Source organism: Vulcaniibacterium tengchongense (assembly GCF_003814555.1).
Taxonomy (GTDB): domain Bacteria; phylum Pseudomonadota; class Gammaproteobacteria; order Xanthomonadales; family Xanthomonadaceae; genus Vulcaniibacterium; species Vulcaniibacterium tengchongense.
Window position 1 is genome coordinate 377051 of record NZ_RKQN01000002.1, and the last position, 15847, is coordinate 392897.

Consider the following 15847-nt stretch of genomic DNA (forward strand, 5'->3'; position numbering starts at 1 on the left):
GTCCCCGCGCACGCGGGGCGGGGAACCTGCGCTTGCGGGTTGCGCAACGGGGCCTTGGCCGGGCCGGCCCGCCGGCCGCGGCAGGCGGCGGGACGGCAGGTCCTTGGCTCCGCTCGCGCGGCGGTCCACAGCGGCGGGATGGAAAACGAGGGGAAGGCTCATCGCGACAGCACGCGGTCGAGCCAGCGCAGCAGCGGCGGCAGCGCGGCGGTGTCGAGCGGCTCCTCGGCGGGGGCGGCGTCCTGGCCGGCGCGGCGCGGCCGCGGCGGCAGGTACTTGTTGACCGGCCGGTAGCCCAGCTGCGGCAGCAGGTCGACGCCGCCGCGCTCGGCCACCAGCCTCGACACCGGCGAGTCCGGGTCGCCGAGGTCGCCGAAGTGGCGCGCGCGGGTCGGGCAGGCCTGCACGCAGGCCGGCTGGCGCTCGGCCTCGGGCAGGTTCTCGTTGTAGATGCGGTCGATGCACAGCGTGCATTTCTTCATCACGCCCTCGACCGCGCTGTACTCGCGCGCGCCGTAGGGGCAGGCCCAGGAGCACAGCTTGCAGCCGATGCACTTGTCCTCGTCGACCAGCACGATGCCATCCTCGGCGCGCTTGTAGCTGGCGCCGGTCGGGCACACGGTGACGCAGGCGGGGGTCTCGCAATGCAGGCACGAGCGCGGGAAGTGCAGCGTGCCCGCCGGCTGCGCCGGCGCATCGCCGCACGCGGGCGCCGCCGCCACCTCGTAGCTGTGCACGCGGTTGAACCACACGCCCGAGGGCTGCCCGCCGTAGGGCTGCTCGTCGGGCAGCGGCGCGGCGAAGCCGCCGGCGTTCCATTCCTTGCAGCTGACCGCGCAGGCATGGCAGCCGACGCAGGTGTCCAGGTCGATCACCAGGCCGAGCTTCTTCTTCGACGGCGGCGGCAGCGCGGTCATCGCCGGGTGCCCCCGGCGATCAACCACACCCCCAGCGCGCACAGGGCGATGCCGAGGCTGACCCGCGGCAGCAGGCCGACCAGCGGCGGCCACGCCAGGCCGACCGGATCGAGCAGCGGGTCGAACACGCCGAACACCAGCAGGATCGTCAGCACGAACCCGGCGGCCAGGCACAGCCAGCCGAGGAGCGAAGCCCAGGATTTCATCGGCGCGTCCCCGTGCGGAATTCGGCGCCGTAGCGCAGCGGCCCCGGCGGCGCCTCGCCCAGCGGCAGCGGCGCGAACTGCGGCGCGCTCGCGTCCGCGGGCGCGGCCTTGGCGATGCGCACGCGCAGGTCGAACCAGGCCGCCTGGCCGGTGACCGGGTCGGCGTTGGCGTAGTCGCCGCGCGGGGTCAGGTCGCTGATCAGGTGGTTGAGCAGGAAGCCGCGGCGGCCCTCCGGCGCGTCCTGGTCGAGGCGCCAGGCGCCGCGGCGCTTGCCGATCGCGTTCCAGGTCCAGACCGTGTCGGGCTGCACGTTGGCCGCGAACCGGGCCTGCACGACGATGCGGCCGTGGTGCGAGCGCACCTCGACCCAGTCGCCGTCGGCAATGCCGTGGCGCGCGCCGGTGTCCGGGTGCAGGTACAGCCAGTTGCGCGCGGCGATCTGCCGCAGCCAGGCGTTCTGCGAACCCCAGGCGTGGTACATGAACATCGGCCGCTGGGTGACCGCGCTGAGCGGGAACGGATGGGCGTCGCCGCGCGCGGAGGTCGCCGGCGCCCCGCCCTCTCCCCGCTCCTCTCCCGCAAGCGGGCGGGACGGCGCGGCCGCGCTGCGGGCGTCGCTTCGACCGCCCTCGTTCCGGTCCGGGCGGTGCGCGGCTTCGAGTTGCGCCGATTCCAGGGGCTCGTACCAGATCGGCAACGGGTCGAAGTACGTCGCCAGCCGTTCGCGGTGCTGCGGCGGCGGTTGCACCGCGCCGTGCCCCTGCGCGGCCAGGCGGAACCGCTGCAACGGCTCGGCGTAGAGCTGCAGCGCGATCGGCGCGGCGGTGCCGAGGAAGCCCATGCGCTGCGCCCAGTCCAGGTAGCCGCGGTTGGCCATCTTGAAGTAGCGCGCGTGCTCGGGGATCTCGCTGCGCCAGAAGCCGCCGTGCTCGACGTAGCGCGCCAGCTGCTGCGGGTTCGGCGGGCCCTTGGCCTCCAGCGCGCCGTCGGCGCCGCGCCAGCCGGCGAGCAGGCCCACGCCCGGCGCGCGCTCGTGGCGGACGATGTAGTCGGCGTAGTCGCGGTACTTCGGCGAGCCGTCCTCGTTCACCAGGCCGGGCAAGCCCAGCCGCGCGCCGAGCTCGATCAGCACCGACTGGAAGCCGCGCACGTCGCGGCCTTCCATCTGCGCGGCGGGATCGAGCACGGGATGGCGGATCGCGTCGGCGGCGCCGTCGGCGTCGGAGATCGGCCGGTCGAGCAGGCTGATCGCGTCGAACCGCTCCAGGTAGGTGGTGTCCGGCAGCACCAGGTCGGCGTAGGCGACCATCTCGCTGGCGTAGGCGTCGGCGTAGACGATGCGCGGGATCCGGTATTCGCCGTGCTCGTCCTTGTCGGTGAGCCAGCGGATCGTCTCGGCGGTGTTCATCGCCGAGTTCCAGCTCATGTTCGCCATGAACATCAGCAGCGTGTCGATCCGGTACGGATCGCCGGCCCAGGCGTTGCGGATCACCGTGTGCATCAGCCCGTGCGCGCTGAGCGGATAGGCCCAGGAGAACGCGTGGTCGATGCGGCGCGGGCGGCCTTCGGCGTCGACCAGCAGGTCCTCCGGGCCGTGCACGAAGCCCAGCGGCGGCGCGTCGAGCGTGCCGTCCTCGCGGCGCGCGCGGCCGGGGCGGTTCGGCGGCGGCACCGGCTTCGGGTACGGCGGCTGGTAGCGGAACGACCCGGGCGCATCGACCGCGCCGAGCAGCAGCTGCAGCACGTGCAACGCGCGGCAGGTGTGGAAGCCGTTGCTGTGCGCGCTGATCCCGCGCATCGCGTGCATCGCCACCGGGCGGCCGACCATCTCGGCATGCGCGCGGCCCCAGGCGTCGGTCCAGGGAATCGGCAGGCGCAGGTTCGAGTCGAACGCGGCCTGGGCCAGCTCGCGCGCGATCCGGCGGATGGTCTCGGCCGGGACGCCGCAGCGCTCGGCGACGGCCTCGGGGGCGTACTGCGGGTCGAGGTAGCGTTCGGCCAGCAGCTGGAACACCGGCACGGCGCGGCGGCCGTCGGGCAGCGCGTATTCGCCGACCACCGCGGGCGAGAGGCCGATCGCGTCGGCGGGCGCGAGGGCGCCGCGGCCCTGGTCCTCGCGGCCCTCGCCCCGGCCGCCTCCCGCAAACGGGCGAGGCGGCCCGCCGGGCGCGCCATGGGAATCGTGTGGCGACCCGTCGCGGGCTCCGCTCGCGGGAGCGGGATCGGGGCGGGGGCGCGCGCCGCGGTCCCAGCACAACGGCCGCCCCTGCGCGTCGCGCGCGAACAGCCCGTCGTCGGCCGCGCCGGGATCGCGGATCACCAGCCAGTGCGCGTCGGTGTAGCGCACCAGGTAGTCGAGGTCGATGCGGTCGGCGCGCAGCAGCTCGTGGATCAGCGCGAACGCGAACAGGCCGTCGGTGCCGGGGCGGATGCCGATCCATTCGTCGGCGATCGCGCCGTAGCCGCTGCGCACCGGGTTCACCGCGACGATCTTGGCGCCGCGCGCCTTCAGCCTGCCCAGGCCGAGCTTGATCGGGTTGGAATCGTGGTCCTCGGCCACGCCCCACAGCATCAGGTAGCGGGTGTGCTCCCAGTCCGGCTCGCCGAACTCCCAGAAGCTGCCGCCGAGCGTGTACAGCCCGCCGGCGGCCATGTTGACCGAGCAGAAGCCGCCGTGCGCGGCGTAGTTCACGGTGCCGAACTGTTGCGCCCACCAGCCGGTCAGCGCCTGGCTCTGGTCGCGCCCGGTGAAGAAGGCCAGCTCGTCGGGGTTGCGCTCGCGGATCGGCTTCAGCCACGAGGTCGCGATCTCCAGGGCCTCGTCCCATTCGATCTCGCGGAACTCGCCGGACCCGCGCTCGCCCACCCGCAGCAGCGGCTTGCGCAGCCGCGCCGGCGAGTAGTGCTGCATGATCCCGGCCGAGCCCTTCGCGCACAGCACCCCGCGGTTGACCGGGTGCTCCGGGTTGCCCTGGATGTAGCGGATCCGCCCGTCCTTCAGCCACACCTTGATGCCGCAGCGGCAGGCGCACATGTAGCAGGTCGTCGTCGCGACGGCGTCGCCGGGCGAAGGCGAAAGATCGAGGATCGGCTCGGCGGGCGCGCGCATCCTTGCATTTTGCCCGTCCCGCCGTCGCGGCGCGAACCGGCGCCGTTCAGGGCCGGCAGCGGCGGCGCTCGAAATCGACCTCCCGGGCGAGCGCGGCGGCGTCGCCGCCGGCCAGCGACGGCGCGGCGATGCGCGCGCGGTTGGCCGGGCAGGGATCGGCCTCGTGGCCCGGAAGCGCGAACGCGCGGCCGATCGCCTCGGCCAGGCGCTGCGGCGACAGCGGTTCGCGCATCCGAAGCGTTCGCGCGGCGGCGCGGGCCGGGCCAACGGATCGGCGGCTTCCGGCCGTGTCTGCCGCTGCGCCCACTGCCGTGCCTGCCCCCGCCAAACGGCCGCAGGCGCGACAGGCATCGTGGGCGCTGCTGGTGTCGTGGGCGTCGGCGTGGCGAGCGTTGCCACCGGCGGCGCGGACGGCGGCACCTTCGCAACGCCGGCCGGCGCGAGGACAGCGGCGGCGAAGGTGCAGGCGCCGCGGCAGGAATTCGGTCCGGATCGCCGTGTCCGCCGGCGGCACCCCGCTGCGCGGCAGGGGCGCAAGCCACCATGCCAGCAACAGGTGCGCGCACGCGGTGATCGCCGCGCCCAAGGCCCGGCCGCGAACCGGCACCCGGTCCCGTGCATGCGGCCTCCCGTGCGCGGCGGCGCAGTGTGCGCAGGACCCGGTTGGCGGCCGGTCCAGCGCCGCGCGCGCCTCGGCGGCGCGTTGACCGGATCTGCCGGTTTGCGCGGCGGCCCTTGATGCGGCGACCACGCGGGCGCATGTACCAACGCGGTGGCCTTCGGCCCGCGATCCGTCGCGGGCGATGGCGGCTTCGGCCGCGGCGTACGCGCCGCGGCCGGTCGCGTCCGCAGGCGGGTCCGGCGGTTCGCGCGCATCCTGGCGACCGCTGGAACGCTCCGTTCGCGCCCCCACGATGGGCGCATCCGGAGCGCTGCGATTCAATAGGCGCCCCACGGCGCCGCCCCGCCTCGCGCGCGCAACGCCGGTCCGGCGGCGGACTCCCGCCGGCGGACGATCACAAGAAAACGGACGAGAAAATCCATGAGAAGCAGCATCGTCGCGGTCGCGATGGCGGCCGCGTGCGCGCTCGCGCCCGCCTGGGCCGGAGTGCGGGTCGGCGGCGGCATCGCCGAGGAACACGGCGGCGAGGAAGCGCCGGTGGCCACGCTGGCGTGGCTCGGCGAGCAGCGCCACCCGTGGGAAGTGATGGTCGGCCACATCGGCCGCCGCGAGGACGCGCGCATCGAGGAATCCTGGTTCTTCGCGCTGAGCAAGCGCCTGACCTGGAACCGCTGGTTCGTCAGCGGCGGCCTGGCCTGGGCCAACGTCGACAACGACATCCTCTCCGGCCATACCCAGTTCATGACCGCCGGCGGCTACGATTTCGGCCGGGTCGCGCTGTCGCTGCGGCACATGTCCAACGCCGGCATCGAGGGCCGCAACCGCGGCGAGACGTTCCTGCTGGTCGAAGTGGGCTTCTGACCGGCGCGGGGCGATGGCGCGGAGGCCGACGCCGATGCCATGCTTAGGCCGCGACCCGCCGCAAAACCCACGCCCGGACCCCCGCCGCCATGGAACGCATCGAACGCATCCACGCCCTGCACCGCATCCTCAGCGCCGCGCGCTACCCGGTCACCGTGCAGCGCCTGCAGGAGGACCTGGAATGCTCGCGCGCCACGGTCTACCGCGACCTGGCCTACCTGCGCGACTACCTGATGGCGCCGGTGGTCGGCAACGGCGAGGCCGGCTTCCGCTACGACCCGAGCGAGGGCGAGCGCTTCGAGCTGCCCGGCCTGTGGCTGAGCTCGGAGGAGCTGTACGCCCTGCTCGCCGCGCAGCAGCTGCTGGTGCGCAGCGGCGGCGGGGTGCTGTCGAACGCGCTGGCGCCGCTGCAGCACCGGATCGAGAAGCTGCTGGACGAGCACGCCGGCGGCCGCCGGGTGCCGGTGGAGCGCGTGCGCGTGATCCCGCACCGCACGCGGCGCCTGGACGAGCCCGCGTTCCGCACCGTCGCCACCGCCGTGCTCGACCGCAAGCGCCTGGCGTTCGAGTACCGCGCCCGCTCCACCGACGAGAAGACCCGGCGCACGGTCTCGCCGCAGCGCCTGACCCATTACCGCGAGAACTGGTACCTCGACGCCTGGGACCACGACCGCGAGGCGTTGCGCAGCTTCGCGGTGGACCGGATCGGCGCCGCGCGGCGCCTGGACGAGCCGGCCCAGGACGTGCCCGACGAGGAACTGGACCGGCAGCTCGCCTCCAGCTACGGCATCTTCTCCGGCGAGCCCAAGGGCTGGGCGACGATCGTGTTCAGCGCCAAGGCCGCGCGCTGGGTCGCCGACGAGCACTGGCATTCGCAGCAGCAGGGCCGCTTCCTCGCCGACGGCCGCTACGAGCTCAAGGTGCCCTACAGCGCCGGCCGCGAGCTGCTGATGGACGTGATGCACTACGGCGCGGACGCCGAGATCGTCGAACCGGCCTCGCTGCGCGAGCAGGCGCGTGCGCTGCTGCAGCTGGCGCTGAGCAACTACGACCGCTGATTTCCGCCCCGAGAGCGCCGCGGAACGAAGCCCCGGGCCGGCGTGGCGCCCGTCCTTCGACCGATCGACGCCCCGGGGCAAGCCGCGGCCGATCCGCCCGGTGGAGAGCTGCACCCGGCGCCGTCCATGAGGCCCCGGCGCGGGCGCGGCGATTGAAGCGGGTCGGCCTCGTTCCGCGGCACGGCCGGCGAGGTCGCGCCCTTGGGGGGGTGCGGACTAAAACCTGGTCAGCCGTGTACTGGCCGATGCGCCTGGCGGGCGCGGGTGAAACGATGCAGCCGATTGCGCTGGTCGCGTATCCGGTCCGTCGCGCCTGGCGGGCGCGCGGATTGAAACGCGTCATCCGTGTCCGCTTGCCGGCACCTGCAGGCGTCGCGCCCTCGCGGGTGCGCGGATCGGGACAACGACGGTGGGCGGCCTACCCGGAAGGCCGGCGTCGCGCCCCCGCGGGCGCGGTGCCTGGACGCGGGCGCCGCATGGCGCCGCTCGCAGGCGGCTGCCGGATCCCGCCCGGGGCGTTCTCGCGCGCTTGCGCGCGTCGCATCCCCTGAGATGTCGTCCGGGCACGTTGGGCGCCCGCCCAAGGGGAGCCCGAGCATGACCGATCCGATCCGCGATTCCGACGAACCGATCTCCGCCGCCGACCTGCTCGAAGCGGTGCTGCGCCACGCCAGCGCGGTCGGCGCGGTGCTGGTGCTGCTGTGGCCGGCCGCGCGCGGCGCCAGCGAGACGTTCGGCTGGCTGCCGCTGTGGCTGCTGGCGATGCCGCTGAGCGCGTGCTGGGCGCTGCGCCGGTTCCGCGCGCCGCCGGTGCGCGAGGCGGCGCCGCTGCGGCGCGAACGCCGGCGCCGGGGCCGCGCCCAGGCGGTGCGCCGCGGTGCGGCGCCGCCGCTGCGGCGGCAGCGCCAGGCGGCCGCCTGAGCCGGGCGCGTTTGCGCGATCGGGCCGGAGCCGTTGCCGGCTCGCGGCGCCGGCGAGGCGCCGCCGCGTCGCCCGACCTCCGGCACGGCGCCCGCGCGGCCGGGCTGTGCTAGGTTCGCGGTTTTCCCGTTCAGGAGCGCCTATGCCCACGCTGCCGCAGGCCTGCCGTGCCCTGCTGATCACCGCCGGTCTCGCCGCCGCGACCGCGGCCGGCGCCGCCCACGCGAAGGAGGCCCCGCCCGTGTCCGACGATCCCTACGCCTGGCTCGAAGACGTCACCGGCGAACGCGCGCTCGGCTGGGTGCGCGAGCGCAACGCCCGCACCGAGGCCGAGCTCGCGGCCACGCCCGAGTTCAAGCAGCTGGAGGCGGACATCCGCGGGATCCTCGACTCCGACGCCAAGATCCCCGCGGTCGAGAAGATCGGCGAGTACTACTACAACTTCTGGAAGGACCGGCAGCACGGGCGCGGCCTGTGGCGCCGCACCACGCTGGAGGAGTACCGCAAGCCGCAGCCGCGCTGGGAGACGGTGCTCGACCTCGACGCGCTCAACCGGGCCGAGGGCGAGAACTGGGTCTGGCACGGCGCGCAGTGCTTGAAGCCCGACTACACCCGCTGCCTGGTCGCGCTTTCGCGCGGCGGCGCCGACGCCGACGTGACCCGCGAGTTCGACCTGGCCACCAAGACCTGGGTGAAGGACGGCTTCTACCGCCCCGAGGCCAAGGGCGGCCTGCAGTGGATCGACCGCGACACGGTCTACGTCTACACCGACTTCGGCGCGGGCTCGATGACCAGTTCCGGCTACCCGCGCGTGGTCAAGGAATGGAAGCGCGGCACCCCGCTGGAGCGCGCCAAGCCGGTGTACGAAGGCCGGCCCGAGGACATGTACATCGCCGCGTTCCGCGACGACACGCCGGGTTTCGAGCGCGACTTCGTCAGCCGCACGCTGGCCTTCTACAACGACGAACTGTACCTGCGCCGCGGCGACGCGCTGGTCAAGATCGACGCGCCGAACTCGGCCAACAAGTCGGTGCACCGCGAGTGGCTGCTGCTCGAGCTGCGCGAACCCTACGCCGCCGGCGGCCGCACCTACCCCGCCGGCAGCCTGATCGCGGCGAAGTTCGACGACTTCCTCGCCGGCAAGCGCGAGTTCGCCGTGCTGTTCGAGCCCACCGAGCGCACCTCGCTGGCCGGCTACGTCTGGACCCGGCACCACCTGGTGCTGAACGTGCTCGAGGACGTCAAGAACCGGCTGAGCGTGCTCACCCCCGGCGCGGGCGAATGGAAGCGCGGCGAATTCGTCGGCGCGCCCGAGTTCGGCACCCTCGGCGTGGCCGCGGTCGATCCGGACGAGAGCGATGCGGTCTGGCTGACCGCGACCGACTACCTGACGCCGAGCACGCTGTCGCTGGCGCAGATCGGGCAGAAGCCGGAGACGCTCAAGACCATGCCGGCGTTCTTCGACGCCTCCCGGCACGCGATCGAGCAGCACTTCGCCACCTCCAAGGACGGCACCCGGGTGCCGTACTTCCTGGTGCGGCCGAAGGACCTGAAGCTGGACGGCACCGCGCCGACCCTGCTGTACGGCTACGGCGGCTTCGAGATCTCGCTCACGCCCGCCTATTCCGGCAGCGTCGGCAAGGGCTGGCTGGAGAAGGGCGGCGTGTACGCGGTGGCCAACATCCGCGGCGGCGGCGAGTACGGGCCGCGCTGGCACCAGGCCGCGCTGAAGGCCAACCGGCACAAGGCCTACGAGGATTTCGCCGCGGTCGCGCAGGACCTGGTCGCGCGCAGGATCACCTCGCCCCGGCACCTGGGCATCCAGGGCGGCAGCAACGGCGGGCTGCTGATGGGCAACATGCTGACCCGGTATCCGGAGCTGTTCGGCGCGGTCGTCGTGCAGGTGCCGCTGCTGGACATGAAGCGCTACAGCCACCTGCTGGCCGGCGCCTCGTGGATGGCCGAGTACGGCGACCCGGACAGCGCCGACTGGGACTTCATCCGCACCTTCTCGCCCTACCACCTGTTCGATGCCGGCCGCGAGTACCCGCCGACGATCTTCATGACCTCCACGCGCGACGACCGCGTGCATCCGGGCCACGCGCGCAAGATGGCGGCGAAGATGCTCGAGGCCGGCAAGGACGTGCGCTACTACGAGAACATCGAGGGCGGCCACGGCGGCTCGGCCAACAACGCGCAGGCGGCGCACATGAGCGCGCTGGCGTTCACCTTCCTGTGGAAGGAATTGAGCCGGTGACCCGCGCGTCCCGCGCGAGCCGGCGTGCATTTTGCGGCTGCGCGTCGCCGCGCGTTCCGGAAGGCCGAGTGTTGGCGGCTGGAGCGCTGCCGGCCCGGGCCTGGCCGACCGGGGGTATTGCGCTTCCCCCGGTCGGGGCATCCTGCCCCGACCCGGGCGCGCGCCGTCCGTGGCGCGCCTGCCGCAAGCCCCCCGGCCGTCCGGACCCTCGGGTACGCGGCCGGCGCGTGAAGAGGCAAACGCCGGCCCGATGGCTCCCGGCCTGCGCCGGGAGCGAAAAGCGCTTCTCCCCGTTGCATCGCCCGCGACCGGACCCATCTGTATGAGACTCTCTTCCCTGCTGCTTTCGACCCTCCTGATGAGCACGACCGCCTCCTCCCTCGCCGCCACCGCGCCGACGCCGCCGCAAGCGGCCAAGAAGCCGCATACGGTGACCGCGCCGCACGGCGCGCAGCGCAGCGACGAGTACTACTGGCTGCGCGACGACAGCCGCAAGAACCCGCAGATGCTGGCGTACCTCGAGGCCGAGAACGCGTACGCCGACGCGGTGATGGCGCGGCTGAAGCCGGTCGAGAGCAAGCTGTACGAGGAGATCGTCGGCCGCATCAAGCAGGACGACAGCTCGGTGCCGTACCGCGAGCGCGGCTGGTGGTACTACACGCGTTACCAGACCGGCCAGGACTATCCGATCCACGCCCGCCGCGAGGGCAGCATGGACGCCCCCGAGCAGGTCATGCTCGACGTCAACCAGCTCGCCGCGGGCAAGGACTACTACAACGTCGGCGACTGGGCGGTCAGCCAGGACAACCGCCTGCTCGCCTACGCCGAGGACGCCGTCGGCCGCCGCCAGTACACGATCCGGATCAAGAACCTGGAGACCGGCGAGCTGTACCCCGAGCAGATCCCCGGCGTGTCGCCGAACCTGGTCTGGGCCGACGACAACAGGACCCTGTTCTACGTCGAGAACGACCCCGAGACCCTGCTGACCAAGCGGGTCAAGAAGCACGTGCTCGGCACGCCGGTTTCGCAGGACGAGCTGGTCTACGAGGAGGCCGACGAGAGCTTCTACATGGGCATCTCGCGCACCCGCGACGACAAGTTCGTCTGCATCGGCGTCAGCAGCACCGTTTCCGACGAGCTGCGTTGCGCGCCGGCGGCCGACCCGCGCGAGTTCGTGGTGCTGGCGCCGCGCGAGCGCGACGTCGAGTACGACGCCGACCACCTCGGCGACCGCTGGGTGATCCGCACCAACGCCGACGGCGCCAAGAACTTCAAGCTGGTCACCGCGCCGACCGGCTCGACCTCGCGCAAGGACTGGCGGGACTGGGTGGCCCACCGCGAGGACGTGTTCATCGACGGCTTCGAGCTGTTCGACGGCTTCACCGCGGTCGCCGAGCGGTCCGACGGCCTGGAGCGCCTGCGCCTGGTCAAGCCGGGCGGCGAGGAGTACGTCAAGGCCGACGAGCCGGCCTACAGCATGGGCTTGGCGGTCAACGCCGAGCCGGACACCGACTGGCTGCGCTACACCTACACCTCGCTGACCACGCCGCCGACCACCTACGAGGTCAACGTCAAGACCGGCGAGCGCAAGCTGCTCAAGCAGCAGCCGGTGATCGGCTACGACCCCGGCCGGTACGAGACCGAACGGGTCTGGGCCACCGCGCGCGACGGGGTCAAGGTGCCGGTGTCGCTGGTCTACAAGAAGGGCTTCAAGCGCGACGGCACCGCGGCGCTGCTGCAGTACGGCTATGGCAGCTACGGCGCGACCATGGACCCGAACTTCAACCTGCCGGTGGTGAGCCTGCTCGACCGCGGCATGGTGTACGCGATCGCGCACATCCGCGGCGGCCAGGAGATGGGCCGGCAGTGGTACGAGGACGGCAAGCTGTTCAAGAAGAAGAACACCTTCACCGACTTCATCGACGTCACCGACCACCTGGTGGCCCAAGGCTACGCCGCCCGGGACCGCGTCGCCGCCTACGGCGGCAGCGCTGGCGGCCTGCTGATGGGCGCGATCGCCAACATGGCGCCGGACAAGTACCGGGTGATCCTGTCGCAGGTGCCGTTCGTCGACGTGGTGACGACGATGCTCGATCCGAGCATCCCGCTGACCACCAACGAGTACGACGAGTGGGGCAACCCGGAGAAGAAGGCGTTCTACGACTACATGCTGTCCTACTCGCCGTACGACAACCTGCGCAGGCAGGCGTACCCGGCGATGTTCGTCGGCACCGGGCTGTGGGACTCGCAGGTGCAGTACTGGGAACCGGCCAAGTACGTCGCCCGCCTGCGCGACGTGAACACCTCCGACGAGCCGGTGGTGTTCCGGACCAACATGGACGCCGGCCACGGCGGCAAGTCCGGGCGCTTCCGCCGCTACCGCGAGCTGGCGGAGATGTACGCGTTCCTGCTGGACCGGCTGGGCGTCGCGGAAAGCGGCGCCGGCAGCGCGAAGTAAGGCGATGCGGGGCGCTTCGCGTCGCGCCCCTTTCCGCGGGCGGGTCCGCGCGCGGGTTCCCCGTCGCGCGGCGATACGTCCCGGAACCCTCTCCCCGCGCGGGAGAGGGGCCGCCCCGGCGAACGCGGCTCGTGTGGCGTCCGCGCCAACGCCGGGCGCGTTTCGCGCCGCTCTGATCCCAGACCCGCGGTGACGCCTTCCCCCCTGCCTCCCGCCGGCCCCGAGCCGCCTTCGTCCCGCTGGCGCTGGGCGTGGTGGCTGCTCGCCTACGCCAGCCTCGCGCTCGGCGTGATCGGCATCGTCGTGCCGGGCCTGCCGACCGTGCCGTTCGTGCTGCTGTCCGCGTTCGCCGCCGCGCGCGGCTCGCAACGCCTGCACCGCTGGCTGCTCGAGCACCGCCGCTTCGGCCCGATGATCCGCGACTGGCAGGCGTACGGCGCGGTCAGCCGGCGCGCCAAGCGGCTGGCGACCGCCACCATGGCGGCGTGCGCGGCGGTGATGTTCCTGACCGCGCCGCGGCCGTGGATGGCCGCGCTCGGCACCGCGATCATGGCCCTCGTCGCGCTGTGGCTGTGGGCGCGGCCGGAGCCGCCGCCGCGCTGAACGCCGCGCCGCGCGTCGTGTCGCGGCCTCCGTGGCGGGCTACACTGCGCGCATGAACGCACGCCACCTCCTGTGTCTGATCGCGCTGCCGCTGGCCCTGGCCGCTTGCGGCAACAAGGGGCCGCTGTTCCTGCCGCCGAAGGAGTTGCCGGTCGATCCCGCCGTGCTGCCGCCGCCGGGCGAGCCCGCGACCGACGGCGCCCCGGCCGACGCCGGCAGCGCGCCGGAAACGGCGCCGCCTGCGCAGGAGGCCACCGATGCGCCGCCCGCCGAAGACGAGGGCGACGCCGAGCCGGTGCCGCCCGCAGGCGCGCGATCCTGAGCCGGAGCCGCCGATGCGCTTCAGCAAGATGCACGGCGCCGGCAACGACTTCGTCGTGCTCGACCTGCGCGACGGTGCGGCGCCGCCCGATCCGGCGCTGTGCCGCGTCATCGCCGACCGCCATTTCGGCATCGGTTGCGACCAGATCCTCGCCGTCGAACCCGGCGCCGACGGCGCGGTGGCGCGCTACCGCATCTGGAATTCCGACGGCTCGCCCTCGCAGCAGTGCGGCAACGGCGCGCGCTGCATCGCCGCCTGGCTGGCGCGCGACGCGCGCCGGCGCGGCGCCGAGCTCGGCGCGCGCTTCGACCTGCTCAGCCCGGCCGGCCGCCACGCGGTGGACGCGCTCGGCGATGGCCGCTATCGCATCGAGATGGGCGTGCCGCGCTTCGCCCCGGCCGCGATCCCGCTGCAGGGCTACGCCGGCGCGCAGGACGAGTACGTGCTCGACGTGAACGACTCGCTCTACACCTTCGGTGCCGTGTCGATGGGCAACCCGCACGCGGTGATCGAGGTCGACGACATCGACGCCGCGCCGGTGGAGACGGTGGCGCCGGTGCTGCAGGCGCATCCGGCGTTCCCCGAATCGGTCAACGTCGGCTTCGCCCAGGTCGAGTCGCGCGCGCGCATCCGCCTGCGCGTGTACGAGCGCGGCGCCGGCGAGACCCTGGCCTGCGGCAGCGGCGCCTGCGCCGCCGCGGCGGTGCTGATCCGGCGCGGCCGGGTCGCGCGCGAGGTGGCCGTGGCGCTGCCCGGCGGCGAGCTGGCCATCGAATGGCCCCGCGACGACGCGCCGCTGCGCATGGCCGGCCCGACCGCGTTCGTGTTCGAAGGAGAGTGGCACGCATGAACGAAACCCCGGAGAAGCTCGGCGCGCACGAAGTCGCGGCGTTCCTGCGCCGGCATCCGCGTTTCCTGCAGCAGTTCCCGGACCTGGCGCTGAGCCTGGTGGTGCCGCGCGAGGAAGGCCCGGCGGCGTCGCTGGCCAGCTACCAGCTGGAGGTGCTGCGCGACAAGAACCGCGAGCTGTCGCGGCGCCTGCACGAGCTGTTCGCCAACGCGCAGGAGAACGAGCGCCTGGCGGTGCGCACGCACCAGCTGACCCTGGCGCTGATGCGCCAGCGCGACGCCGCCGACACCGTCCGCGCGATGGCCGCGAGCCTGGCCGAGGATTTCAACGGCGACCTGGTCCGCCTGGTGCTGTTCCGGCCGGTCGCCGGCCTGGAGGACGTCGATTGGCTGCAGGTCGTGCCGGCCGACGATCCGCGCCTGCGGCCGTTCCGCGACTGCCTGGCCGACGGCGAGCCGCTGTGCGGCCGCCTGCAGCCGGAGAAGCACGCGCTGCTGTACGGCGCGCGCGCCGAGGAGGTGCAGTCGACCGCGTTGCTGCCGCTGCCGGAGCTCGGTTTGGTCGCGATCGGCAGCCGCGACCCGAACCGCTTCTACCCCGGCATGGGCACGCTGTTCCTGCGCATGATGGGCGAGGCGCTGGCCGCGGCGCTGGCGAGGTATGGGCGCTAGCGGCGAGCGCGCGCAGGCTCCCGCCTTGCCGCGGGCGGCGGCGGAGTTCCTGGCCCATCTGCAGGTCGAGCGGCGCATGTCCGCGCACACGCTGGACGCCTACCGCCGCGACCTCGACGCGCTGGCCGCCTGGGCCTCGCGGCGGGGCCTCGACGTGGTCGCGCTCGACGGCGAGCACCTGCGCGCCTTCGTCGCCGCCGAGCATCGCCGCGGCCTGTCGCCGAAGAGCCTGCAGCGGCGCCTGTCGGCCTGTCGCAGCTTCTACGCGTGGCTGGTGAAGCAGGGCCGCCTCGCCGCCAGCCCGGCGGCGGCGATCCGCTCGCCGAAGGCGCCGCGCAAGCTGCCGCAGGTGCTCGACCCGGACGAGGCCGCGGCGCTGGTCGAAGTGCCCACCGACGCGCCGCTGGGGCGGCGCGACCGCGCTTTGCTCGAACTGTTCTACTCCTCCGGCCTGCGCCTGTCCGAACTGTGCGCGCTGCGCTGGCGCGATCTCGACCTCGACGACGGCCTGGTCACGGTGCTCGGCAAGGGCGGCAAGCAGCGCAGCGTGCCGGTCGGCTCGTACGCGCGCGCGGCGCTCGCCGCCTGGCGCGCGGAAAGCGGCGCCGCGGCCGAAGCGCCGGTGTTCCCGGGCCGCGGCGGCGGGCCGATCACGCCGCGCGCGGTGCAGCTGCGCCTGCGCCTGCTCGCGCAGCGCCAGGGCCTGTTCAAGCGCGTGCATCCGCACCTGCTGCGGCACAGCTTCGCCAGCCACGTGCTCGAATCCTCCGGCGACCTGCGCGGCGTGCAGGAGCTGCTTGGCCACGCCGACATCGCCACCACCCAGATCTACACCCACCTGGACTACCAGCATCTGGCCAGGGTGTACGACGCGGCGCATCCGCGGGCGAAGCGCAAAAGCGGGAACGAGTGAAGAGAGGCGAACGAAGAGGAACGAGGAACGCGTGGAAGCCATCCGCCGTCCCTTCGTTCCGGCACGCCCGTTCCTCGT

General features: G+C 73.3%; 14 protein-coding genes. 10 read left to right on the forward strand and 4 right to left on the reverse strand.

Going from position 1 to position 15847, the window contains the following annotated elements; genetic code table 11:
• Positions 1 to 158 precede the first annotated feature (158 nt).
• Genes EDC50_RS08070 through EDC50_RS16500 form a run of 4 tightly spaced genes read right to left on the reverse strand, consistent with a single transcriptional unit; the run spans position 159 to position 5176 of the window.
• Entirely contained in the window at positions 159 to 917 is a 759-nt protein-coding gene (locus EDC50_RS08070) for a 4Fe-4S dicluster domain-containing protein (RefSeq protein ID WP_123769976.1), read from the reverse strand.
• Complete coding sequence (locus EDC50_RS08075) at positions 914 to 1123, reverse strand: hypothetical protein (RefSeq protein WP_123769977.1); 210 nt, start codon at positions 1121 to 1123, stop codon at positions 914 to 916. Before EDC50_RS08075 ends, EDC50_RS08070 begins: the two co-directional genes overlap by 4 nt.
• Positions 1120 to 4233: a molybdopterin oxidoreductase family protein gene (locus tag EDC50_RS16495; RefSeq protein WP_199742126.1), complete on the reverse strand. Its 3114-nt coding sequence runs from the start codon at positions 4231 to 4233 to the stop codon at positions 1120 to 1122. The genes EDC50_RS08075 and EDC50_RS16495 overlap by 4 nt, the downstream gene beginning before the upstream one ends.
• 46 nt (positions 4234 to 4279) lie before the next feature.
• A complete protein-coding gene (locus tag EDC50_RS16500) occupies positions 4280 to 5176 on the reverse strand; it encodes a hypothetical protein (protein ID WP_199742125.1) in 897 nt (298 codons plus the stop codon).
• Between the two features lie 99 nt (positions 5177 to 5275).
• On the opposite strand from EDC50_RS16500, the gene EDC50_RS08090 reads away from it, so the two are divergent.
• From EDC50_RS08090 to xerC, 10 genes are all read left to right on the forward strand, one after another.
• On the forward strand, positions 5276 to 5716 hold the full coding sequence (locus tag EDC50_RS08090) for an acyloxyacyl hydrolase (RefSeq protein WP_123769978.1): 441 nt from the start codon (positions 5276 to 5278) through the stop codon (positions 5714 to 5716).
• Between the two features lie 89 nt (positions 5717 to 5805).
• Positions 5806 to 6774 carry a helix-turn-helix transcriptional regulator gene (locus tag EDC50_RS08095; protein WP_123769979.1) on the forward strand — a complete coding sequence of 323 codons (969 nt, stop codon included), beginning with the start codon at positions 5806 to 5808 and terminating at the stop codon, positions 6772 to 6774.
• Between the two features lie 597 nt (positions 6775 to 7371).
• Positions 7372 to 7695 carry a hypothetical protein gene (locus EDC50_RS08100; protein ID WP_123769980.1) on the forward strand — a complete coding sequence of 108 codons (324 nt, stop codon included), beginning with the start codon at positions 7372 to 7374 and terminating at the stop codon, positions 7693 to 7695.
• A 142-nt stretch (positions 7696 to 7837) separates the two neighbouring features.
• Positions 7838 to 9952: a prolyl oligopeptidase family serine peptidase gene (locus EDC50_RS08105; protein ID WP_123769981.1), complete on the forward strand. Its 2115-nt coding sequence runs from the start codon at positions 7838 to 7840 to the stop codon at positions 9950 to 9952.
• 358 nt (positions 9953 to 10310) lie between these two features.
• Positions 10311 to 12410 (forward strand): S9 family peptidase, encoded by a 2100-nt coding sequence (locus tag EDC50_RS08110; protein WP_123769982.1) that lies wholly within the window; start codon positions 10311 to 10313, stop codon positions 12408 to 12410.
• A gap of 189 nt (positions 12411 to 12599) precedes the next feature.
• Positions 12600 to 13013 (forward strand): YbaN family protein, encoded by a 414-nt coding sequence (locus tag EDC50_RS08115; protein WP_242003068.1) that lies wholly within the window; start codon positions 12600 to 12602, stop codon positions 13011 to 13013.
• A 52-nt stretch (positions 13014 to 13065) separates the two neighbouring features.
• Positions 13066 to 13335: an LPS translocon maturation chaperone LptM gene (gene lptM, locus EDC50_RS08120; protein WP_123769983.1), complete on the forward strand. Its 270-nt coding sequence runs from the start codon at positions 13066 to 13068 to the stop codon at positions 13333 to 13335.
• 13 nt (positions 13336 to 13348) lie between these two features.
• Entirely contained in the window at positions 13349 to 14185 is an 837-nt protein-coding gene (dapF, locus tag EDC50_RS08125; RefSeq protein WP_123769984.1) for a diaminopimelate epimerase, read from the forward strand.
• Positions 14182 to 14856 carry a DUF484 family protein gene (locus EDC50_RS08130; protein WP_123769985.1) on the forward strand — a complete coding sequence of 225 codons (675 nt, stop codon included), beginning with the start codon at positions 14182 to 14184 and terminating at the stop codon, positions 14854 to 14856. Before dapF ends, EDC50_RS08130 begins: the two co-directional genes overlap by 4 nt.
• On the forward strand, positions 14846 to 15769 hold the full coding sequence (gene xerC, locus EDC50_RS08135) for a tyrosine recombinase XerC (RefSeq protein ID WP_123769986.1): 924 nt from the start codon (positions 14846 to 14848) through the stop codon (positions 15767 to 15769). Before EDC50_RS08130 ends, xerC begins: the two co-directional genes overlap by 11 nt.
• Positions 15770 to 15847: the final 78 nt, after the last annotated feature.

What these genes read in the sequence shown, in the direction of transcription:
- EDC50_RS08100 (WP_123769980.1), top strand. Translation starts at nt 7,372, where the DNA reads ATGACCGATCCGATCCGCGATTCCGACGAACCGATCTCCGCCGCCGAC.
- xerC (WP_123769986.1), top strand. Translation starts at nt 14,846, where the DNA reads ATGGGCGCTAGCGGCGAGCGCGCGCAGGCTCCCGCCTTGCCGCGGGCG.
- EDC50_RS16495 (WP_199742126.1), bottom strand. Translation starts at nt 4,233, where the DNA reads ATGCGCGCGCCCGCCGAGCCGATCCTCGATCTTTCGCCTTCGCCCGGC.
- EDC50_RS08105 (WP_123769981.1), top strand. Translation starts at nt 7,838, where the DNA reads ATGCCCACGCTGCCGCAGGCCTGCCGTGCCCTGCTGATCACCGCCGGT.
- dapF (WP_123769984.1), top strand. Translation starts at nt 13,349, where the DNA reads ATGCGCTTCAGCAAGATGCACGGCGCCGGCAACGACTTCGTCGTGCTC.
- EDC50_RS08070 (WP_123769976.1), bottom strand. Translation starts at nt 917, where the DNA reads ATGACCGCGCTGCCGCCGCCGTCGAAGAAGAAGCTCGGCCTGGTGATC.
- EDC50_RS08110 (WP_123769982.1), top strand. Translation starts at nt 10,311, where the DNA reads ATGAGCACGACCGCCTCCTCCCTCGCCGCCACCGCGCCGACGCCGCCG.
- lptM (WP_123769983.1), top strand. Translation starts at nt 13,066, where the DNA reads ATGAACGCACGCCACCTCCTGTGTCTGATCGCGCTGCCGCTGGCCCTG.
- EDC50_RS08095 (WP_123769979.1), top strand. Translation starts at nt 5,806, where the DNA reads ATGGAACGCATCGAACGCATCCACGCCCTGCACCGCATCCTCAGCGCC.
- EDC50_RS08090 (WP_123769978.1), top strand. Translation starts at nt 5,276, where the DNA reads ATGAGAAGCAGCATCGTCGCGGTCGCGATGGCGGCCGCGTGCGCGCTC.
- EDC50_RS08075 (WP_123769977.1), bottom strand. Translation starts at nt 1,123, where the DNA reads ATGAAATCCTGGGCTTCGCTCCTCGGCTGGCTGTGCCTGGCCGCCGGG.
- EDC50_RS08130 (WP_123769985.1), top strand. Translation starts at nt 14,182, where the DNA reads ATGAACGAAACCCCGGAGAAGCTCGGCGCGCACGAAGTCGCGGCGTTC.